General features: G+C 72.0%; 23 protein-coding genes and 1 tRNA gene. 9 read left to right on the top strand and 15 right to left on the bottom strand.

What is annotated here, in order from left to right; all coding sequences use genetic code 11:
- Positions 1 to 33 precede the first annotated feature (33 nt).
- The 5 genes from ABD979_RS04710 to pstB all read left to right on the top strand — a co-directional run bounded on the left by ABD979_RS04710 (position 34) and on the right by pstB (position 5,182).
- On the top strand, positions 34 to 984 hold the full coding sequence (locus ABD979_RS04710) for an NUDIX domain-containing protein (RefSeq protein ID WP_345506282.1): 951 nt from the start codon (positions 34 to 36) through the stop codon (positions 982 to 984).
- Between the two features lie 223 nt (positions 985 to 1,207).
- Positions 1,208 to 2,329, top strand: coding sequence for a phosphate ABC transporter substrate-binding protein PstS (gene pstS / locus ABD979_RS04705; protein ID WP_345506281.1), 1,122 nt, complete (start codon positions 1,208 to 1,210; stop codon positions 2,327 to 2,329).
- 83 nt (positions 2,330 to 2,412) lie between these two features.
- Positions 2,413 to 3,420: a phosphate ABC transporter permease subunit PstC gene (gene pstC, locus ABD979_RS04700; RefSeq protein ID WP_345506280.1), complete on the top strand. Its 1,008-nt coding sequence runs from the start codon at positions 2,413 to 2,415 to the stop codon at positions 3,418 to 3,420.
- The gene (gene pstA / locus ABD979_RS04695) at positions 3,417 to 4,385 is read left to right on the top strand and encodes a phosphate ABC transporter permease PstA (RefSeq protein ID WP_345506279.1); all 969 of its coding nucleotides are present in this window, start codon (positions 3,417 to 3,419) and stop codon (positions 4,383 to 4,385) included. Before pstC ends, pstA begins: the two co-directional genes overlap by 4 nt.
- Positions 4,386 to 4,405: 20 nt before the next feature.
- Positions 4,406 to 5,182, top strand: a complete 777-nt coding sequence (gene pstB, locus ABD979_RS04690; RefSeq protein WP_345506278.1) for a phosphate ABC transporter ATP-binding protein PstB — start codon at positions 4,406 to 4,408, stop codon at positions 5,180 to 5,182.
- A 97-nt stretch (positions 5,183 to 5,279) separates the two neighbouring features.
- Here pstB and ABD979_RS04685 read toward each other — a convergent pair whose 3' ends face one another.
- From ABD979_RS04685 to ABD979_RS04670, 4 genes are all read right to left on the bottom strand, one after another.
- Positions 5,280 to 6,284 (bottom strand): inorganic phosphate transporter, encoded by a 1,005-nt coding sequence (locus ABD979_RS04685; RefSeq protein ID WP_345506277.1) that lies wholly within the window; start codon positions 6,282 to 6,284, stop codon positions 5,280 to 5,282.
- Positions 6,285 to 6,291: 7 nt separating this feature from the next.
- Positions 6,292 to 6,912, bottom strand: a complete 621-nt coding sequence (locus ABD979_RS04680) for a DUF47 domain-containing protein (protein ID WP_345506276.1) — start codon at positions 6,910 to 6,912, stop codon at positions 6,292 to 6,294.
- A 122-nt stretch (positions 6,913 to 7,034) separates the two neighbouring features.
- Positions 7,035 to 7,310, bottom strand: a complete 276-nt coding sequence (locus tag ABD979_RS04675) for a hypothetical protein (protein ID WP_345506275.1) — start codon at positions 7,308 to 7,310, stop codon at positions 7,035 to 7,037.
- Between the two features lie 267 nt (positions 7,311 to 7,577).
- The gene (locus ABD979_RS04670) at positions 7,578 to 8,189 is read right to left on the bottom strand and encodes a hypothetical protein (protein WP_345506274.1); all 612 of its coding nucleotides are present in this window, start codon (positions 8,187 to 8,189) and stop codon (positions 7,578 to 7,580) included.
- Positions 8,190 to 8,391: 202 nt separating this feature from the next.
- Here ABD979_RS04670 and ABD979_RS04665 point away from each other — a divergent pair, with 202 nt between their 5' ends.
- Together ABD979_RS04665 and ABD979_RS04660 are read left to right on the top strand one after the other, a co-directional pair.
- Complete coding sequence (locus ABD979_RS04665; protein ID WP_345506273.1) at positions 8,392 to 9,177, top strand: sigma-70 family RNA polymerase sigma factor; 786 nt, start codon at positions 8,392 to 8,394, stop codon at positions 9,175 to 9,177.
- Positions 9,178 to 9,301: 124 nt separating this feature from the next.
- Positions 9,302 to 9,907 (top strand): mycothiol transferase, encoded by a 606-nt coding sequence (locus tag ABD979_RS04660; RefSeq protein ID WP_345506272.1) that lies wholly within the window; start codon positions 9,302 to 9,304, stop codon positions 9,905 to 9,907.
- Between the two features lie 38 nt (positions 9,908 to 9,945).
- On the opposite strand, the gene ABD979_RS04655 is transcribed toward ABD979_RS04660, so the two are convergent.
- A complete protein-coding gene (locus ABD979_RS04655) occupies positions 9,946 to 10,473 on the bottom strand; it encodes a YbhB/YbcL family Raf kinase inhibitor-like protein (RefSeq protein ID WP_345506271.1) in 528 nt (175 codons plus the stop codon).
- Between the two features lie 502 nt (positions 10,474 to 10,975).
- Between ABD979_RS04655 and ABD979_RS04650 the strand changes: the two genes are divergently transcribed.
- Positions 10,976 to 11,221: a hypothetical protein gene (locus tag ABD979_RS04650; RefSeq protein ID WP_345506270.1), complete on the top strand. Its 246-nt coding sequence runs from the start codon at positions 10,976 to 10,978 to the stop codon at positions 11,219 to 11,221.
- A 65-nt stretch (positions 11,222 to 11,286) separates the two neighbouring features.
- On the opposite strand, the gene nagB is transcribed toward ABD979_RS04650, so the two are convergent.
- The 10 genes from nagB to ABD979_RS04600 form a co-directional block, all read right to left on the bottom strand.
- Positions 11,287 to 12,072: a glucosamine-6-phosphate deaminase gene (gene nagB, locus ABD979_RS04645; protein ID WP_345506269.1), complete on the bottom strand. Its 786-nt coding sequence runs from the start codon at positions 12,070 to 12,072 to the stop codon at positions 11,287 to 11,289.
- An 11-nt stretch (positions 12,073 to 12,083) separates the two neighbouring features.
- On the bottom strand, positions 12,084 to 12,818 hold the full coding sequence (locus tag ABD979_RS04640; protein WP_345506268.1) for an N-acetylmannosamine-6-phosphate 2-epimerase: 735 nt from the start codon (positions 12,816 to 12,818) through the stop codon (positions 12,084 to 12,086).
- Positions 12,815 to 13,708 carry an ROK family protein gene (locus tag ABD979_RS04635; protein WP_345506267.1) on the bottom strand — a complete coding sequence of 298 codons (894 nt, stop codon included), beginning with the start codon at positions 13,706 to 13,708 and terminating at the stop codon, positions 12,815 to 12,817. Before ABD979_RS04635 ends, ABD979_RS04640 begins: the two co-directional genes overlap by 4 nt.
- Positions 13,705 to 14,409 (bottom strand): GntR family transcriptional regulator, encoded by a 705-nt coding sequence (locus ABD979_RS04630; RefSeq protein WP_345506266.1) that lies wholly within the window; start codon positions 14,407 to 14,409, stop codon positions 13,705 to 13,707. The genes ABD979_RS04635 and ABD979_RS04630 overlap by 4 nt, the downstream gene beginning before the upstream one ends.
- A gap of 20 nt (positions 14,410 to 14,429) precedes the next feature.
- Positions 14,430 to 15,257: a carbohydrate ABC transporter permease gene (locus ABD979_RS04625; RefSeq protein ID WP_345506265.1), complete on the bottom strand. Its 828-nt coding sequence runs from the start codon at positions 15,255 to 15,257 to the stop codon at positions 14,430 to 14,432.
- A complete protein-coding gene (locus tag ABD979_RS04620; protein WP_345506264.1) occupies positions 15,254 to 16,135 on the bottom strand; it encodes a carbohydrate ABC transporter permease in 882 nt (293 codons plus the stop codon). Before ABD979_RS04620 ends, ABD979_RS04625 begins: the two co-directional genes overlap by 4 nt.
- A gap of 110 nt (positions 16,136 to 16,245) precedes the next feature.
- Positions 16,246 to 17,592 carry an ABC transporter substrate-binding protein gene (locus tag ABD979_RS04615; protein ID WP_345506263.1) on the bottom strand — a complete coding sequence of 449 codons (1,347 nt, stop codon included), beginning with the start codon at positions 17,590 to 17,592 and terminating at the stop codon, positions 16,246 to 16,248.
- On the bottom strand, positions 17,486 to 17,866 hold the full coding sequence (locus ABD979_RS04610) for a helix-turn-helix domain-containing protein (protein WP_345506345.1): 381 nt from the start codon (positions 17,864 to 17,866) through the stop codon (positions 17,486 to 17,488). Before ABD979_RS04610 ends, ABD979_RS04615 begins: the two co-directional genes overlap by 107 nt.
- Before the next feature lie 163 nt (positions 17,867 to 18,029).
- Positions 18,030 to 18,779, bottom strand: a complete 750-nt coding sequence (locus ABD979_RS04605; RefSeq protein ID WP_345506262.1) for a GAF and ANTAR domain-containing protein — start codon at positions 18,777 to 18,779, stop codon at positions 18,030 to 18,032.
- A gap of 118 nt (positions 18,780 to 18,897) precedes the next feature.
- On the bottom strand, positions 18,898 to 19,671 hold the full coding sequence (locus tag ABD979_RS04600) for a GAF and ANTAR domain-containing protein (RefSeq protein ID WP_345506261.1): 774 nt from the start codon (positions 19,669 to 19,671) through the stop codon (positions 18,898 to 18,900).
- A 218-nt stretch (positions 19,672 to 19,889) separates the two neighbouring features.
- Between ABD979_RS04600 and ABD979_RS04595 the strand changes: the two genes are divergently transcribed.
- Positions 19,890 to 19,965 (top strand) — tRNA-Lys (locus tag ABD979_RS04595).
- Positions 19,966 to 19,987: the final 22 nt, after the last annotated feature.

The following is a 19,987-nucleotide window of genomic DNA, read 5'->3' as shown; positions in this document are numbered from 1 at the left end:
ACCGCACGGCGCCGATCGGGCAGACTGGCACGCGTGGCCTCCGTGATCCCCGCCGCCGGCACCCTGCCCTGGCGCCGCCGCGACGGACGGCTCGAGGTCGCCCTCGTCCACCGCCCCAAGTACGACGACTGGTCGTGGGCCAAGGGCAAGCTCGACCGCGGTGAGCACCCGTGCGTGGCCGCGGCCCGCGAGACCTTCGAGGAGACCGGTCTGGTCGTCCGGCTCGGCGTGCCGCTGCCGTCGGCGGAGTACCCCGTGCTCGACTCGACGGGCGGGCCGGCGACCAAGCGGGTGCACTACTGGGCCGCGCGCGTCACCGGCGGCACCGGCGAGCTGGAGCACGAGATCGACGAGGTCGCGTGGGTCGACGTGCGCACCGCGCACGACCGCCTCGACTACGCCCGAGACCGGGAGCAGCTGCTCGCGCTCGTGCGCGCCGAGCGCGCCGGGGAGCTGCGCACCTGGCCCCTCGCGCTCGTGCGCCACGCCAAGGCGAGGCCCCGCGGCAAGTGGGCGGCTGACGACCGGCTGCGCCCGCTCGACGCGGTGGGCCTCGCCCAGTCCCGCACCGTCGCGGCCGCCCTCGGCGCCTACGGCGTGACCCGGGTCGTCTCGTCGTCGTCGGTCCGCTGCGTCGCCACCGTCGAGCCGTATGCCGTGTCGCGCGGGCTGCGCGTGCGGGCCCGCGACGCGCTGTCCGAGGAGGGCTTCGCCGCGTCCTCCGCCGGCGCGGTGACCCAGCTCGAGCGCCTGCTCGACAAGGGCGACCCCGCCGCCCTGTGCAGCCACGGCCCGGTGCTGCCGACCCTGCTCACGCTGCTCGCCGAGCGGGTGGGGCCCACCCCCGAGCGCGGCCGCGCCGCGGCCGACCGGCTGGAGGCGGCGGCCTCCTCGGCCATGGGCAAGGGCGAGGTGCTCGTGTGCCACCTCGTCGGCCGGGGGGCGGACGCCCGGATCGTCGACGTCGAGCGCATCGACACCTGATCCCAACCCTCCATCGTGGGCCGGGGTGACCCCACGCGCACCCCCAGTACGGGGCCCGTCCCAAGTCGTCGCCCGCCGTTCACCCGGCGTTCACCGCAGATGGACGAACGGTCACCCGGCGCACCTATGTTCGCCGTGGACGAGACGTCCGGCAGCGCTGCCAGAGGTTCGTCCCCACCATCCGGAACACCTCAGGAACACCCCATCGAGAGGGATCACACTCGTGTCTGTTTCGCGTTTCAGCGCCATCGGCGCCGTCGCCCTGTCCGGCGCCCTGGCGCTGTCGGCCTGCGCGTCCGAGAACAACGGCACCGCACCCGGCGCGGGCTCCACCGCCGCCGGTTCGACGGCCAGTGGCGACTGCTTCAGCGGTGACCTCAAGGCGGAGGGCTCCTCGGCCCAGAAGAACGCCATCGACGAGGCGATCAAGGCGTACCAGACGGCCTGCGCCGACGCCAACATCGACTACCAGCCCACGGGCTCGGGCGCCGGCATCAAGCAGTTCATCGCCAAGCAGGTCGACTTCGCCGGCTCGGACTCCGCGCTCAAGACCGAGCCGAAGGACGGCAAGGTCGAGGCCGACGACGCCAAGGCCTCGTGCGGCTCGGACGCCTGGAACCTCCCCATGGTCACCGGCCCGATCGCCATCGCCTACAACGTGCAGGGCGTCGACACGCTCGTGCTGGACGCCGAGGTGGCCGCGAAGATCTTCGACGGCAAGATCACGACGTGGAACGACCCGGCCATCGCCGCCCTCAACAAGGGCGTCACCCTGCCGGCCACCCCCATCAAGGTCTTCTTCCGCTCCGACGAGTCGGGCACCACCGAGAACTTCACGAAGTACCTCAAGGCCGCTGCCCCCGACGCCTGGTCCTACGAGACCGGCAAGAAGTGGACCGGCAAGGGTGAGGGCAAGGAGAAGTCCGCCGGCGTCGCCACCGCGACGAAGGGCCAGGACGGCGGCATCACGTACGTCGAGCTCTCCTACGCCCAGCAGAACTCGCTGAAGATGGCCCAGATCGACACCGGCGCGGGCCCGGTCGAGCTGACCGCCGAGTCGGCCGGCAAGACGATCGCCACGGCGAAGCAGACCGGCACGGGCAACGACCTCGCCCTCAAGATCGACTACGCCACCAAGGAGGCCGGGGCCTACCCGATCGTCCTCGTGACGTACGAGATCGTCTGCTCGAAGTACGCCGACGCCGAGACGGGCAAGAAGGTCAAGAGCTTCCTCAAGACCTTCGCCTCCGACGACGTGCAGAAGGGCCTCGAGTCCAAGGGCTACGCCCCGCTGCCCGCCGAGGTCGCCACCAAGGTGCAGACCGCGGTCGACGCGATCTCCTGACTCACCGCCCGACCCAGGGGCGGGCGCCGCACCCGGCGTCCGCCCCTGCGGGTTCACCGCAACCGAAGGAAGGGGGCCAGCACGTGTCCACCGTCACGGGCGTGTCCGCCGCGGACCAGTCTCCCGGGCCCGAGGGCCGACCGCCGCTGCACGCGGACCAGGCGTCGACGGGTCGCCTCGGGGACCGGATCTTCGGTGGCGCCGCCACCGCGTCCGGCATCGTCGTCATCGCCGTCGTCACCCTCATCGCGGCCTTCCTCGTCGTGCAGGCCGTGCCGGCCCTGCGCAACAACTCGGAGAACTTCTTCACGAGCCGGGTGTGGGCGCCGGGCGGCGAGCAGCCGGGCTTCGGCATCCTCGAGTTCCTCTGGACGACCGTCGCCGCCTCGACCATCGCGATGCTCATCGCCGTGCCGGTCGGGGTCGCGGTCGCGCTCTTCCTGACGCAGTACGCCCCGAGCTGGCTGCGCCGCCCCGCCGCCACGCTCGTCGACCTCCTCGCCGCGGTGCCCTCGATCGTCTACGGCCTCTGGGGCCTCATCACCTTCTTCCCGGTGTGGAAGCCGGTGCAGACGTGGATCGAGGAGACGCTCGGTTGGGTCCCGATCTTCGCGCCCGCCGGCATCTCCGGCGGCACGATCTTCTTCATCGGCATCGTCCTGTCGATCATGGTGCTGCCCATCGTCACGGCGCTGTCGCGCGAGGTCTTCGCGCAGACGCCGGTCGCGCACCAGGAGGGCGCGCTCGCCCTGGGCGCCACCCAGTGGGAGATGATCCGCACCGCGGTGCTGCCGTTCGGCCGGCCGGGCGTCATCTCGGCCGCCATGCTGGCGCTCGGCCGGGCCCTGGGCGAGACGATCGCCGTCACCTTCCTCGTCTCGGCGCTGCCCGACGGGGCGAAGTGGACGTTCTCGCTCTTCAACGGCGGCGAGACGTTCGCCTCGAAGATCGCGAACAACGCGGCCGAGTTCAGCAACCCCGGCAAGACGGGCGCCTACATCGCCGCCGGCCTCGTCCTCTTCGTGCTGACGTTCATCGTCAACAGCATCGCCCGCGTCGTCATCGAGCGCAGGAAGGCCTTCACCGAATGAGCACCGCGACCGACCGCCGCGCGCCCGGCGACGCCCCCGGCGTCGTCGACGACGCCGCGACCCCGCCGGGCGACCGCCCGGGCCGCGACGCCCTCGCCGAGATGCGCAGCCCGCACCGGGCCCGCGCGGCCAAGGACGTGCTCGCCCGCGTCGTCATGTGGTCCGCCTTCGCGCTCGCCATGGTGCCGCTCGTCTGGATCCTCGGCACCGTCGTGGCCAAGGGCGCCCACATGCTCACCACCTCGACGTGGTGGACGGGCAACCAGCGCAACGTCAACTCCGACGACTTCGGCGGCGGCGCGCGGCACGCCATCGAGGGCACCCTGACGATGGTCGGCTTCACGGCGCTCATCGCCGTGCCCATCGGCATCCTCACGGCCGTCTACCTCGTCGAGTACGGCCGGGGCCGGCTCGCGAAGGCCATCAGCTTCACCGTCGACATCCTCTCGGGCGTGCCGTCCATCGTCGCGGCGCTGTTCATCTACGCGGTGTGGGTGACGACCTTCGGCATCGGGCGCTCCGGCTTCGCCGCCTCGCTGGCCCTCGTGCTGCTCATGATCCCCGTCGTCGTGCGCTCCACGGAGGAGATGCTCAAGCTCGTGCCCAACGAGCTGCGGGAGGCGGCATACGCCCTCGGTGTGCCCAAGTGGGTCACGGTCGTCAAGGTCGTGCTGCGCACGGCCTTCTCGGGCATCGTCACCGGCGTGCTGCTCGGCATCGCCCGCGTCATGGGCGAGACGGCGCCGCTGCTCATCCTCGCGCCGTACACGAAGAACTTCCAGCGCGACCTGTTCAACGGCAACTTCCCGACGCTGCCGATGATGATCAACCAGGACCGCGGCGACTTCGCCCTGTCGACCGCCGCGGAGCGCATGTGGGGCGCCGCCCTCACCCTGATCCTCCTCGTCCTGCTGCTCAACCTCATCGGCCGGGTCATCGCGCACTACGGCTCGGTCAAGAAGTAAGAGAAAGCGAATCCTCGAACATGGCAAAGCGAATCGACGTCACCGACCTCAACGTCTACTACGGCGCCTTCAAGGCCGTCGAGGGCGTCTCGATGACGGTCGAGCCCCGGTCCGTCACGGCCTTCATCGGGCCGTCGGGCTGCGGCAAGTCGACCTTCCTGCGCACGCTCAACCGCATGCACGAGGTGATCCCCGGCGGTCGCGTCGAGGGCAAGGTCATGCTCGACGACCAGGACCTCTATGCCAGCTCGATGGACCCCGTGACCGTGCGCCGCACGGTCGGCATGGTGTTCCAGCGCCCGAACCCGTTCCCGACGATGTCGATCTACGACAACGTCGCGGCCGGCCTGCGGCTCAACGGCGTCAAGAACAAGAAGACGCTCGACGGCATCGTCGAGTCCTCGCTCAAGGGCGCCAACCTGTGGAACGAGGTCAAGGACCGCCTCGCCAAGCCCGGCGCCGGCCTCTCCGGCGGCCAGCAGCAGCGCCTCTGCATCGCCCGCGCCATCGCCGTGCAGCCCCAGGTGCTCCTCATGGACGAGCCGTGCTCGGCGCTCGACCCGATCTCGACGCTCGCCATCGAGGACCTCATCAACGAGCTGAAGAACGACTTCACCATCGTCATCGTCACGCACAACATGCAGCAGGCGGCCCGCGTCTCGGACCGGACGGCCTTCTTCAACCTCAAGGCGACCGGCGAGCCCGGTCGGCTCATCGAGATCGACGACACGACGCGCATCTTCAACAACCCGACGCAGCAGGCCACCGAGGACTACATCTCCGGTCGCTTCGGCTGAGCCCCCGCTCCCCCGACGACGAAGGGCCCCCGCGACCGGACGGTCGCGGGGGCCCTTCGTCGTGCCACCCGCCCGGGGGCGGATGGCACGGGGGTCGTCAGCGGAAGACGGACGTCACGTACCAGGCGAGGACGGCCACGAGGCCGGCTCCGGGGAAGGTCAGCACCCACGCGCCGACGATGTTGCCCGCGACGCTCCAGCGCACGGCCGAGAGGCGCTTGGTGGCCCCGACGCCCATGATCGCGGACGTGATCGTGTGGGTCGTCGAGATCGGGGCGCCGAAGGCGAGGCCGGCGACGTAGAGGATCGCGGCCGCGGTCGTCTCGGCCGCGAAGCCCTGCGGCGGGGTGAGGTCGATGATCCGGCGACCCAGGGTGCGCATGATGCGCCACCCACCGGCATACGTGCCGAGCGAGATGACGACGGCGGACAGCACGAGCACCCAGATCGGGATGCTGTCGCTGTCGTGGTGCCCCGAGATGTTGAGGGCGAGCACGACGACGCCGGCGGTCTTCGCGGCGTCCTGCAGGCCGTGGCCGAAGGCCATCGCGGCCGCCGAGGCCGTCTGCGCGAGGCGGAAGCCGCGCGTCACCCGGCCCGGGTTGGCGTTGCGGAAGATCCAGAAGAGGGCCGTCATGACGAGGTAGCCGAGGACGAGGCCGATGATCGGGGACGCGATCATCGGGATGATGACCTTCTCCCAGATGACGGTCCACTGCACGGCGACGCCGGCCACGAGGGCCGCTCCCCCGAGCCCGCCGATGAGGGCGTGCGAGGAGGACGACGGGAGGCCGAACCACCAGGTCAGCAGGTTCCAGCCGATGGCGCCGACGAGGGCCGCCGCGACGAGCCAGAGGCCGTCGACGCCCTGCGGCTGCTCGATGATGCCGGAGCCGATCGTCTTGGCCACCTTGGCGCCGAAGAAGGCACCGAAGAGGTTGGCGACGGCCGCCATGGCGAGGGCGACCCGAGGCGTCAGCGCCCGCGTCGAGACCGAGGTCGCGATGGCGTTGGCCGCGTCGTGGAAGCCGTTGGTGTAGTTGAAGCCCATGGCCAGTGCGATGACCGCACCGACCCCGAGGACGGGGATGGTCGTGTCCATCAGCGGGTCAGGACTCCTTGACCGCGATGCCCTCGACGACGTGGGCCACCTTCTCGAACGCATCGGCGGCGTTCTCGAAGCCGTCGACGATGGCCTTGACCTTGATCACGTTGATCGGGTCGGGAGAGTTGTTGAAGAGCGCGGCCACCATCTTGCGGTGGAGCGAGTCGGCCTGGTTCTCGAGACGGTTGATCTCGATCCAGTAGCTCTTGAGGTCCTTCATCGAGCGCAGCCGCGGCATGGCCTCGGCCGTCACCTCGGCCATCCGGGCGAGGATCTCGAACTGCTCCGCGAGGCCCTCCGGGATCTCACCCATGCGGTAGAGCACGATGAGGTCGGCGGTCTCCTCGATGTAGTCCATGCAGTCGTCGAGCGACGCGGCCAGGTTGTGGATGTCCTCGCGGTCGAACGGCGTGATGAACGAGCTGTTCACCTTGTTGATGAGCTCGTGCGTCGCGTCGTCGGCGGCGTGCTCGAGCTCCTTGAGCCGCTCGGCCACCGTCTGCCGCTTCGAGGGCTCGACCTCGAGGAACCGGGTCAGCTCCCGAGTGGCCTCGACGAGCAGCTGTGCGGAGGAGGTGAAGAGGGAGAAAAAGCTCGTGTCCTGGGGTGTGAGGCGAAAACCCACGGGGTGCTCCGGTCGATCGAGGTCTGGTCCGGGGAAGATGCTACGGCGTAGTAGACGCTCCCACGCAACCGAGCCGTCGTCCCCCGTTCACCGCGGTGTCACGAGGAGGGCACGGGGCGGCGTCACGAGGCCGGGTCGACGACGGACGCGCTCGCGGTCGGGGTGCCGGGGCCGGCGTCGGAGGCGGCACCGGAGGCGGCACCGGCGGGCGCCTCGGCGGCGTTCCCCACGGCCGGGCCGACGGGTTCGCCGCCGATGCCGAGCAGCTCGTCGACCTCGTCGGGGGTGAAGTGGCGCGGGCTCGACGAGGCCGCCACCACGAGGTCGCTCACGAGCTCGATCTCATCGGCCAGCTCGACATCCAGCAGGTCGGCAGACCGCTCCTCCTCGGGCGTCATGCGCTCAATCTAGGGGGCACCCGGCCCGTTCGTGCGGCGAAGCCGCGAACCAGGTGGCTCCGGGAAGGAGGTGGCGTGCCGGCTGCGACCGACCGCTGCCGGCGAGGGGGTCGCGTCGGGTCGGGAGCGCCTCTCGGCACAGGGCCGCTCGGAGCGGCGAAATTTGGGACCCGGGGCTACCGCGACCCGACGCACGAGCAAGGATAAACGCGCCGCAGCGGATCGCCAAAGGGATCGGCGAAGTCCGTCGCCGGCGCGTCGGGTCGCTCAGCCCAGGGCCCCGGTGCGCCACAGGTGGGCGCACACGCTGAGGTCCTGCGCCATGGCGAGCACGCTCGCGGCCCGCTCGGCGCTCTCGTCCCCGGTCGAGGTGTCGGCGCGGCCGGCCGAGACGACGCGGCAGAAGGCCGCCGCACGCTCGAGGGCGACGGCGAGGTCGCCCTCGAAGACCCCGCGCAAGACCTCGTCGATGACGCGGCTCATCTCCGCCGGCCCGGGTGGTTCGGCCGCACCGGCCACGGCGTGGTTCGGGCCGGTGAACCGGATGCCGGCGGCGTAGTCACGGCTCGCCTCCTCGGGGGCGCGGTGCACCCACTCGCGCAGGACGTAGAGGCGCCACAGCGCACCGGGCAGCGACCGGGCGGGCCGCTGCGACCACAGCTCGGCCAGCGTCGAGAGGCCGATGTCGTCGACGAGGGCGACGAGCTTGCCCGTGACCGCGGGGTCGGCGGCGGCCCGCCCCGCGTGGACGAGGGCGAGCGCCGTCTCGTGCGCGACGTGGATCTGCTCCGTCGGGTCGTAGGCGGGCCCGTGGGCCTCGAGCGCGGCCTCGCTGAAGAAGGCGGGCCGCCGAGGGGCCCGGTGCTCGCTCTCACTCATCCCAGCAGGCTAGCCCCGCGTCCGCTGCGGGGTCCGCACGCGGGTGCGCGCGGGTCGCTGCGGCCCCAACCGCTCGACCCGGACACCCGTCGACCGGGTGCTGCACAACGTTGGACAGACCCTGTACTTGCGCGCTGTCCATGCTTTGTCTAAGGTCTGTCACGTCGGTCAAGCAAGCGCCGCCACCTTTGATGGAGGACTCATGACCGACCCGTCGCGCGGCCCGCGCAAGGATGCCCGCACCCGAGAGCTTCTCGACACGATCCGCACCTGCACGAGCGAGACCGAGAAGGCGATCGCCCTCGAGACCGTGACCCGGTTGCACATGCCGCTGGCACGCTCCCTCGCCCACCGCTACGCCGGCCGCGGCCTGGACCGCGACGACCTCGAGCAGGTGGCCTTCCTCGCCCTGCTCAAGGCGATCCAGCGCTTCGACCTCGCGCAGACCACGGAGTTCGGGGCCTACGCGACGCCGACGATCACCGGTGAGATCCGGCGGCACTTCCGCGACCACGGCTGGCTCGTGCGCCCGCCCCGCGGGCTGCAGGAGCGGCGGCAGCTCGTCACCGACGCACGCAACCTCCTCGAGCAGACCCTCGGCCACGAGCCCGACTGCGCCGACATCGCGGCCGCGCTCGACCTGACCCCCGAGCAGGTGCGCGAGGCCCAGGTGGCGTCGTCGAACCTGCGCCCTGCCTCCCTCGACGCGACGACCGAGGGCGGGCGCCCGGTGCTCGACCTCGTCGACGCCCACGGCGACCGCGAGGGCGACCCCCAGCTCGACGACGACATCGTCGTGCGCACCGCCCTCGGGCGGCTCCCGGCCCGTGAGCGCCGGATCGTCGAGCTGCGCTTCACCCACGACATGACCCAGGCGGAGATCGCCGACACGATGGGGCTGAGCGCGATGCAGGTGAGCCGGCTGCTGCGCCGGGTGCTGGCCGAGCTGCGCGAACACCTCGGCTCCGCCCAGCTGATGACGGCCTGAGCCCGGTCGTTCGCCGGTCGCACGCCCCCCGCACGGCCCTCGTACGGGCCCGCTCGACGGGCTCTGCGGGGCGTAGGAACGGTCCCGGACGCGCTCCGTCCGGGACCGTTCCTACGCTCGGCGCATGACGACGAACCCGGGCGCAGACGGCGCACCCGACCTCACCCCGTGGGAGCCGCCGCTGGCGGGCACCGAGACGGAGCAGGTGCTCGGCGCGCTCGAACGGCTGCGCACGACCTTCCGGTGGAAGGCCGACGCCCTCCACGAGGCCGGCCTGACCACGACGGTCGGGGCCTCGAGCCTCAGCCTCGGCGGCCTGCTCAAGCACCTGGCGGCCGCCGAGGACTTCCACCACACCGTCAAGCTGACGGGTGAGCCGCTCGGGGAGCCCTGGGCCGGCTACGGCTGGGACGGGTCGACCGACTGGGACCTCGAGTCGGCGGCCCGGGACTCCCCCGAGCACCTCTACGACCTCTACGACGCCGCCGTGGAGCGCTCCCGCGCGCGGCTCGCCGCGGTGCTCGCGTCGGGTGGCCTCGAGCAGCCCGTGCACGCGGGCGCGCACGGGCGACACGCGAGCCTGCGACGCCTGCTGCTCGACCTCGTCGAGGAGTACGGCCGGCACGCCGGCCACGCGGACCTGCTCCGCGAGGCCGTGGACGGCGTCACCGGCGAGGACCCGCCCGTGGGCTGGACGCCCCGGGCGGGCCGGTTCCGGCTACCGGGCTGACGGCACACCTGCTCCGGCTGCTCGACGCTGCCTGCGCCTCAGTGCTGGTAGGTGCCGTGCAGGACGGCCCGGCCCAGCGTCTTGAAGGCGAGGTTGAACGAGACGACGGCGGGCGACGCCGAGTCGTCGACGCCGAGCGTCGGCTCCGAGACCGCGTGCACGACGAAGAAGTAGCGGTGCGGCATGTCACCCTCCGGCGGCGCAGCCCCCATGAAACCCGACGAGCCACCGTCGTTGCGCACGTGGAAAGCCTTGCCGGGCAAGGACCCCGACTCCGCGCCGGCGCCGGTGTCGAGCGACGTGACGTCCGCCGGGAGGTCGACGAGCACCCAGTGCCAGAAGCCCGACGGCGTCGGCGCGTCCGGGTCGAAGCACGTGACGACGTAGCTCTGGGTCCCCTCCGGGGCGCCGCTCCAGGACAGCTGCGGCGAGGTGTTGCCGGCGTCGGCGACCTGCGCGTCGGCGAGCGGCGCGCCGTCGGTGACGTCGGTGCTCGTCACGTCGAACGACGCCACCGCCGGCAGCAGCTCGTAGGGGTTGGGGGCGACCGGTCGGTCGAGGCTCATGCGGTTCTCCTCCGGGTGGTGGATGGTCGTGGTGAGTGGTCGTGGTGAGTGGTCGTGGTGGCTGCACCGTGCGTGCTGCGTCGCCGTCGGGACGCCGGGTCCGGGCGGGCGGTGCTGCGCCACCCACGGATGCGTACCCCTCGCCACGCTAACCGCAGCACCCCGTCCGCGACAGGGGCGCTCGACGCCTCGCCGGCGACCGGCGACCCTCCCCCGTCGAGCACCTTCCCCTCGCACGCCGTGCGGGAGTGGGCCGCCCGCCTCCACGAGCAGGAGCGGGCGCGGCTCGACGCGTCCCGTCGGCGGCTCGCCCGGCCCTTCGCCGTGGCCGCCGTGCTGCTGGCCGGCGCGCTGGCCGTGGCCGCCTCGTGGCGTCCGGGTGGGCTGGGCTGTTCGCCGGTGGCGGGCTCGCGTTCGGGGCGGTCGTCGTCCTGGTGGCAGGGGCGTCGGCCTGATCGTCGGCGGCGTCGTCCGTCTGCGGCGCGCGCGGCGCCGGCTCGAGGTGGCTCGCCGGCGTCCGGCGACGGTCGACTCCCTTCCCGCGGCCGCTCGCGACCTGGTGCTCGACTCGCCGCAGCTGCGCTACCGCCGCCCGCGCGACGCGCCGGGGTTCGCGGCGGCCCGGGACGCCGTCGCGCGCTCGGCCCCGGTCGGCCCGTTCGCGGCCGGAGTGCTGGTGTGGGCCCTGGCGGTCGACGGGCACGAGGACGGCACCCTCGAGCACTGGCTGCGCTGCGACGACGCCTGAGCTGCGGGCCTCCGCGCCGTGGCGCCTCGGGTCCGACCCCGTCGGGCCTGTCCGACCTCCTCGGGTCAGGGGCGCTGCCAGTCGGGCTTGTTCGCCCAGACCTCGCGGTAGTAGTCCGCGAGCTCGAGGCGCGCGGCGGCCTCGGGGTCGAGGAGCACCGTGACGCGCGGGTGCAGCTGGAGGGCGGTCGCCGGCCACCGAGCGCTCACCGGGCCCTCGACCATCTGCCGGGCCGCCTCCGCCTTGGCGGCGCCCGTCGCGACGACGACGATCTCGCGGGCCTCCAGGATGGTGCCGACGCCCTGCGTCAGGCAGTGCGTGGGCACCGCGTCGAGGTCGCCGCCGAAGAAGCGCGCGTTGTCGAGCCGCGTCTGCCGGGTCAGCGTCTTGATCCGCGTGCGCGAGGCCAGCGACGACGAGGGCTCGTTGAAGGCGATGTGGCCGTCGGTGCCGACACCCAGGATCTGCACGTCGACGCCGCCCGCATCGCGGATCGCCGACTCGTAGGCGGCACAGGCACCCTCGACGTCCGTCGCGCCGCCGTCGGGGCCGTGCACCCGTGACGGGTCGATGTCGACCTGGCGCGTGAAGATCGCATCGATGACGGCGCGATAGGCCTGCGGGTGCCCGGCCGGCAGTCCGACGTACTCGTCGAGCATGAAGGCGGATGCCCTCGCGAGCGAGAGCTCGCCCCGCTCCACCCGACCCGCCAGCTCGTCGTAGATGCCGATGGGGCTCGACCCGGTGGCGACGCCCAGCACCGGGCTCGCCGAGGCGACGACGGCGGCAGCGACGAGGTCCGCCGCCAGAACTGCCGCCTCCCGGGCGGATCCGGCGATTCCGACGTCCATGGTGTCGCTCCTCAGGCGTTCTCGGCGCCGGAGTCGACCGGCTCTCGGTGCGGGCGGCGTGCGGCGGCCAGGTGGTCGATGAACGACCTCGTGATGCGCGTCGGGTGCGTGATCGCCGTTCCGACGACGACGGCATACGCACCGGCGGCGAGGCACGCGGCCGCGTCGTCGGGGTGGCGCACCCGGCCCTCGGCGATGACCGGGAGGGTGAGCGTCGCGGCGAGCTGGGCGAGCAGCTCGAGGTCCGGGCCCGCCGTCGCCGGCCGCTCGCCGGTGTAGCCGGCCAGCGTCGTGCCGACGCAGTCGGCGCCGGCCGCCACGCTGTGCAGGGCGTCGCCGAGGCTGCCGCAGTCGGCCATCACCAGGGCGCCCGCCCGGTGAACCGCCTCGACGCTGTCGCGCAGCGGCCGACCGTCGGGACGGTCACGGGGGGTGCCGTCGAGGGCCACGACGTCGGCGCCGGCCGCGGCGCAGGCGACGGCGTCGTCGACGGTGGGGGTGATGAAGACGCCGCTGTCGCCCCGCTTGACGAGGCCGATGAGGGGGACGTCGACGAGGGGCCGGATGGCTCGGAGGTCGTCGATGCCCTGGGCGCGCACTGCGCGTGCCCCGCCCTGGACGACGGCGAGCGCGACGGCCGCCATGATCTGCGGCGAGCGCATCGGTTCGCCGGGATAGGCCTGGCACGAGACGACGAGCTGCCCCTCCAGCGCGCGGAGCACGTCGGGCAGGGGGTGGGTGGTCACGGTGCCATCCTCCCCAGTGCGTGGAGGGCGGCGCCACGCAGGGCCGTCCTGGGGCCGGCGTCGGCGATCACGACGGGAGTGCCCGCCGAGGCGGGCATGAGGGTGTCCGCGTAGGCACCACGCAGGGCGGTCTCCCACACCGCGCCCGCCCGGGTCACGCTGCCGCAGACGGCCACGATCTCGGGGTCGAGGGCGTTCGCCAGCGACGCCGCCGCGGCGCCGAGGGCCGCGCCGGCCGTCGTCAGCGCGGCGACCGCGGCCGCGTCGTCCGGCCGCCGGGACAGCTCGTGCGCGCTCACCACGCCGGGGTCGCCACCGTTCGCGCGGTACCAGGCGAGGATGCCGTGGCCGGAGGCGACCGCCTCGAGGTGGCCGGTCGCGCCGCACGGGCAGGGCAGGCCGTGCGCCTCGGCTGCGACGACGTGCCCGAAGTGGCCGCCGGCGTGGTGCGCACCCGTGAGCGGCACGCCGTCGACGACGAGGCTGCCGCCGATGCCGGTGCCGGCCACGAGCGCGACGAGCGACCGGGCCCCGTGCTCCGCGGCGAGGGCGGTGCCGAAGGCGTTGCCGTCGCCGACGACCCACCCCGGCAGCCCGAGCGCCTGGCCCACCTGCGCGGCGAGCGGCGTCCCCGCCCACCCCGCGATGCTGCTCGTGGCGCCCAGCACCGTGCCGGTCGCCGTGTCCACGACTCCTGCGGTCGCGATGCCGAACGCCGTGTCGTCGGGGGCGCGCACCTGCTGGAGGGCGGTGACGGTCGCGGCCACGACGGCCGCCGCGCCCCGCGACGCCGGCGTGGGGACCGACACCACGTCCGAGCAGAGCTCGCCGTCGTCACCGGCCCTGGCGACGGCGATCTTCGTCCCGCCGATGTCGGCGACGAGCATCATCCGGCGTCCCGGCTGATGACGAGGTCGTAGCCGTAGCGGTCACCGCGGTAGATCGTCATGGCGTGCTCGACCGGTCGACCGGCCTCGGTGTAGGTGACCCGGGTGACCCGTAGCGCTGCCGCCCCGACGGCCTGGTCGAGGGCGTGGGCGGTCTCGCGGTCGAGGTTGACGGCCTCGATCGTCTGCGCCGCGCGCTCGACCGTCCACCCCTCGGCCGCCATCTGCGCGTAGAGCGACGTGCCGGGATCGACCGAGGCCCAGTCGATCCCGAGCGCGGGCAGGTGAACCCGCTCGAGCGCCATCGGGGTGCCGTCCGCGAGTCGGAGGCGCTCGAGGACGAACACCTCCTCCCCCGGCTCGATCCCGAGCCGACGGGCGATCTCTGCGGAGGCACCCGTGGAGCCGGTGGACCGCACGGTCGTCGTCGGGGTGAGGCCGCGCTGCTCCATGTCCTCGGTGAAGCTCGTCAGGCGCAGCGTCTTGGTGACGACGGCCGGGTCGGCGACGAACGTGCCGGAGCCCTGCACCTGGTAGACGAGGCCGCGGCGCACGAGCTGCTCGATCGCCCGTCGCACCGTCATGCGGCTGACGCCGAGCTGCTGCATGAGTTCACGCTCGGACGGCAGGGCGTCGTGGGCCGCGAGGTCGCCGGCCCGGCGGCTCAGCTCGTCGGCCACGAGCTCGTACTTGGGACGCGTCATGGCGCCATCCTCGACCATCGTCATCCCTTCACCGCCCCGGCCGAGAGCCCGCTCACGAGGAAGCGCTGCGCGAAGACCGCGAAGAGCACCGGCGGGAGCGTCGAGAGGATCGTCGTCGCCGAGATGTCACCCCACCGGATGCCGGTGCTCGTCACGAAGTTGGCCGCACCGAGCGTGATCGGCGTCGCCTCGGACGAGGAGAGCACGAGCGCGAAGAGGTAGTCGTTCCACGAGAAGATGAAGACGAGCACCGAGACGGCGACGAGCGTCGGCGCGAGGATCGGCAGCAGCACCGACCACAGGATGCGGTAGGTGTTGGCGCCGTCGACGGCCGCGGCCTCCTCGAGCTCGACCGGCACGTCGCGGAAGCCCGCACCGAGCAGGATGATCGCGAGGGGCAGGTTGAGGAAGGTGTTGGCCAGGATCAGCCCGACGACCGAGTCGAGCAGGCCGAGGTTGGACATGAGCAGGAAGTACGGCACGGCGAAGAAGATGGCCGGGAGCAGCCGGAGGGCGCTCGACGCGTTGAGGATGAAGCGGCCCCCGAAACCGAGGCGGATGGCCGCATACGTGCTCGGCACGGCGATGGCCAGGACGAGCGCGACGGCACCGAGCGCGATGAGCCCGGAGTTGAGGAAGAAGCGCGGGAAGTCGTAGCCGGCCGCGCCGAGCGCGTTCGCGTAGTGGTCGCCGGTCGGCGTGCCCAGCGTGAGCGCGCCCCGCGAGATGTCGCCGTCGGACTTGACGCTGACGAGGAGGGCGTTGAACCACGGCAGGTTGACGACGACCGCGACGATGCCGACGGCCACGGTGGTCCACCAGAGCCGGGGGCGGGAGGTGGCGGTCACGAGGCCTCCTTCCCGGAGGTGACGATGCGCTTGACGAGGAGCGGCACGAACGGCACCAGCGCGATCATGACGATGGTCGAGGCCGCGGCCGCGAGGCCGAACTGACCTGACTCGAAAGCGGTCTTGTAGATGTAGATGCTCATCGTGGTCGTGCTCGTGCCGGGCCCACCGGCGGTGAGGACGTAGATGACGTCGAAGGTGCGGATGGCGTCGATGAGCCGTAGGAAGACGGCCGCGAAGATGATCGGCCGCATGATCGGGAGCACGATCGAGCGCAGCGTGCGCCAGCGCCCGGCGCCGTCGATCTGAGCCGCCTCGAGCACGTCCGTCGGGAAGGACTGCAGGCCGGCATACATGATGAGGAAGGTGAACGGCGTCCACTGCAGCACGTCGAGCACGACGAGCAGCGGCACGACGGTGTCGGGCGCGAAGAGCGAGATGTCGAGGCCGACGCCGCGGAGCAGCTCGGGCACGAGCCCGATGTCGCCGTTGAGCAGGAGGCGGAACATGACGCCCATGAGGGCGGGCGCGATCATGATCGGCACGAGCAGCATCGTGAAGAAGACGCGCTTGCCGGGGAACTGGCGGTTCATCAGCAGCGCGAGGGCGAAGCCGAGCACCGTCTCGAGTGCCGTCACGATCAGAGCGAAGACGATCGTGAAGCGGGCGGCGGACAGGAAGCCCGGGTCGGTGAGCACCTCGGTGAAGTTCGAGAGGCCGGTGAACGGGATCTCCGGGTCCTGCAACGAGAGCCCGAAGAAGCCGGTCTGCACGCCTTGGAACACCGGGTAGGCGACGAGGACGGCGGTGAAGAGGATGAGCGGCGCGCCGAGCACCCACTTCGCGGCAACGCCGCGCGAGGCCGTGGTGGCAGCCATGACAATGGATCTCCTTCGAGGATGGGCCGATTCGAGGGTCGACAAGGACCGGTCGAGGCCGATCGGGGCCGGTCGGGGCCGCGCGGAGGACGGGCCCCGACCGGCCTCCGTCAGCCCAGCAGCTTCTGCAGGTCGGCGTTCGCGGTCTGCAGCGCGGTCCTGGCGTCACCCTGGCCGACCCAGGCGCCGCTCAGCGCCTCGGCGATCTTGCTGTAGGCCTGGAACGTGTTCGGGAAGACGGGCACGGAGTAGCCGTACTTCTCGATCGACTCGGAGATCTTGTCGAAGGCGGGGTTGATCGACGCGTTCGCCTTGAGCACGCTCGGCACGGGCGGGATGCCACCGGCCTTGGCGTAGGCGGTCATCGCGTCGGTCGTGGCGAGGTAGCCGAGGAACTTCTTGGCGGCGGCCTTGTTGCCCGAGTACTTGTTGAGCGCGACGGCAAGGGCGTGGACGTGGGTCTTCTGCCCGGGCACCGGCGCGATCGCGATCTTGCCGGCCACCTTCGGCGACTTCGCCGGGTCGTTGAGCTCGGCGAAGCCGGCCGACCACTGGAGGGCGAACGCGGCGCTGCCGGCCTTGAGGGCCGCCTGCGTCTCGGGGAACTCGGCCTGCGAGCTGTCCTTGGAGGTCCAGCCGTTCGTGTAGATCGAACGGTAGACGTTGACGGCCTTGAGTCCCGCCTCGCTGTCGAGGGCGGCCTTGCCGTCGGAGCCCGTCCAGCCCCCACCCTCGCCCCAGAGCACGTCGTCCCAGATCATCGTGTTGTAGAGCAGGTTCTTGGCCTGCAGGATCGTGCCGTACTGCGTCGGCGACGACGGGTTGGCGTTCTTGCTGAACCACGCCGACATGGCGACGTAGTCGTCCCAGTCCCACTGCTCGGCCGGCTTGGGGTCGCGCTTCTCGCCGAGGGCCTTCTGGGCGACCGCGGCATACGCCCCCCACTGGCCCTTGTCCGACAGCAAGGTGTCGAGCAGGTCCTTGCGGTAGAGCAGGAAGTGGTTGCTGACGTCGAGCGGCAGCGCGAACTGCTTGCCCTCGTACTTGAGGCCGTCGACGGCCACCGGGAAGTAGTTGCTCGCGTCGACGTCGCCGAGCGGCTCGAGCGCGTTGGAGAACTGCCCGACGTTGTAGCTCGCGACGAAGTAGATGTCCTGCTGGCTCGACTTGGCGGCCATCAGCGTGGACTCCTTGGAGAAGGTGTCCTGGCGCGAGAGGAGCGTCATGTCGACCTTGACCTTGTCCTGCTGGCCCTGCCCGGCGTTGTAGGCGGCGACGACCTTGCTCATCGCGTCACCCTCGGGGCCGGGCCACAGCACCATCTTGACGGTGCCCTGCCCGTTCCCCTCGTCACCGGCGGCAGCGTTCGAGCCGCCGCCTCCCGTGCTCGGCGTGCAGCCGGCCAACGCCACGCCCACCGCGGTGAGCATCACCAACCCGGTGGCTTTCGCCTTCATGCGCTTCTCCCTCAAGTGGTACGGACCAATATCGAGAGACTAGGGCCAGGCGAGTCGATGAGTCCAGAGCATCCCGACAACTGGTACGAACCAATTTTGCCTCAGACGTGGAACGAGGGGGCCCGGCCTCCTCCAGGAGGCAGAGGACCTCGCTCGCGCGGTGGCGGCGATGACCGCCGAGGGTGAACACCGGGTGCAGCAGACCCGTGCGCGCCCAGCGCGCCACGGTCCGCGGGTCGACCCGGAGGGCCACCGCCACCTCCTGGGGCGTCATGAGCTGGTCGTGCTCGGTCATCGTCGGACCGGGGGGCGCGCCGCCTCCTGCACCTGCTCGACGCGGTCGGCGTCCCCGTGGGTGACTGTCGATGGACCTCTGTACCCCCGGCTCGCTCGGCGGTCGTTCGGCCCCGCGGCCGGTGGGCTCGCGCGAGCCCGGCTCACCGGTCGCCGCGCGCCGCTGACGTCCTCGTGATGGACGGATGACGCTCGGGGTGGGTGACGACGTCGGTGGCGACGGCGCTCAGCCCGAGGCCCGATCGTCGCGCGTAGGAGCGCAGGATGGTGAACGCCTCGTCGATGCTCGTGGCGTGGATGCGCGAGAGGATGCCCTTGGCCTGTTCGATGCTGATCCGGCTGACCAGGGCGAACTGCAGCTGCTCGGTGAGGACGCTGCTCGCGCGGAGCGAGCGCTCCTGCAGGATGCCGATGGTGGCGATGTCGGCGATGGCCTGGACGACCTTGGTGTCGGCGTCCTCGAGGGGGTGGGGACCGACGCTGAGCAGCGTGAGGGCCCCGATCGCCGTCCCGTGGTGGCGCAACGGCAGCGCGTGCACCGACTGGTATCCCATCGAGGTGGCGAGGTCGGCGAACGCCGGCCAGCGACGCCGCGCCTCGCCCTCGCGCAGGTCGGGGTTGATGACCGGTTCACCGGCGTGGAAACAGTCCTGGCACGGCCCGCTCTCGCTCTGCACCGCCATCACCTCCAGCAGACGGACCGACTCCTCCGAGGCGGCCACGAACTGCAGCCTGCCCGTCGGGTCACCCAGCACGATCCCTGCGGCGGTGGCCGCGCTGATCGTCGCGGCCTTCTGCGCGACCAGCTCGAGGAACTCGATGATGTCGAAGTCGGCGACCAGGGTGTCGGCGACGGCGACGAACACGTCGGTCAGCTTGTCGATGGCGATCATGAGCGCTCAGCGCCTCTCTCGGCGGTTTGGCAGTGGAGGTGGCAGTGGAGGTGGAAGCGGGTCGACGGTGGCGGCCAGGTGATGCCGACGGTGGACCCCGGCGGGCGGTCGTGGACGGTCATGGACGGCTCCCGGGTCCGTCGGTGGCGTGGCGCTCCGGAGGGGCGTCCCGGGGAAGGTGCAGCGTGTCGTCGATGACGTCGCGCGCGACCGAGGTGATGTCCCGCCCGGTGGCGAAGGCATGGCCACGCAGGCGCGCCAACGCCTCGTCGGCGCCGCACTGCAGGTCCACCATCACGATCCCCTGCGCCTGGTAGACCTCCATCCGGTACGCCAGCGCATCGGTCAACGCCGCCGGCGCCTGCCCGTCCGGGGCCTCCGCCTGCCCCTGCAGCAGCAGGCGCAGAGCCACCTCGGCGAAGGTGAAGCCGGTCGCCAGCGCCTCGTCGGACAGCGGTCCGGCCTGCTTGCGGTAGATGTCGAGCACCCCGACCCGGGCCGCCCCGACCTGCAGCGGGAACGCGAACACCGCGCCCACGCCGAGCTGTGCGGCCCGTGGCCCGTAGACCGGCCACCGCGTCGACCCCGCACCGGCGAGGTCGGGCTCGAGCATCGGGCGACGGGCGGCGTGCGCGTCGAGGCAGGGGCCCTCCCCCAGCGTGAACTGCAGCTCCTCGAGGCGACGGCTCTCCGGCCCGGCCGCCGCGGCGATCCCGGCCGACCCCTGCCCCTCGCCGACGAGACTGATCCCCGATCCGGACGCGGGCAGGTGCCGCACGAGCGCCGAGCACAGCCGGGTCAGGGAACTGACGAGCCCACCGGCCCCCGGCGGAGCCGGCTCGTCGGCGAGCTGCAGCAGCACCCTCGCGACGGCGGGGTCCGGACTGGACACGGTCACGACGCACCTCGGTTCCGGTGACACACCGCGAGGACCGGCACCAGGCCCGAGATCGCACTGCTCGAGCCACCCACTCTACGGCGCATCCGCCACACCCGCGGTCCTCGACGGGCGCCACCCTCACCTGCGGCATACTGTCGTGCGTCAGCCACCCGCGGGACTCGTGCCCGCGTGGTGGCTGCACGGAGACTGCGGAGCACCCGCGTCCTCCCGGGCCTCTAGCTCAGTCGGTAGAGCATCGGACTTTTAATCCGCCGGTCGTCGGTTCGAGCCCGACGGGGCCCACCAGCGCGAGGCCGCCGCCCGGTAC

This window comes from Terrabacter aeriphilus, assembly GCF_039542985.1.
Classification (GTDB): Bacteria; Actinomycetota; Actinomycetes; order Actinomycetales; family Dermatophilaceae; genus Terrabacter; species Terrabacter aeriphilus.
The sequence above is the reverse complement of the archived record's forward strand: the minus strand, read 5'-3'. Positions and strand labels throughout refer to the sequence as shown.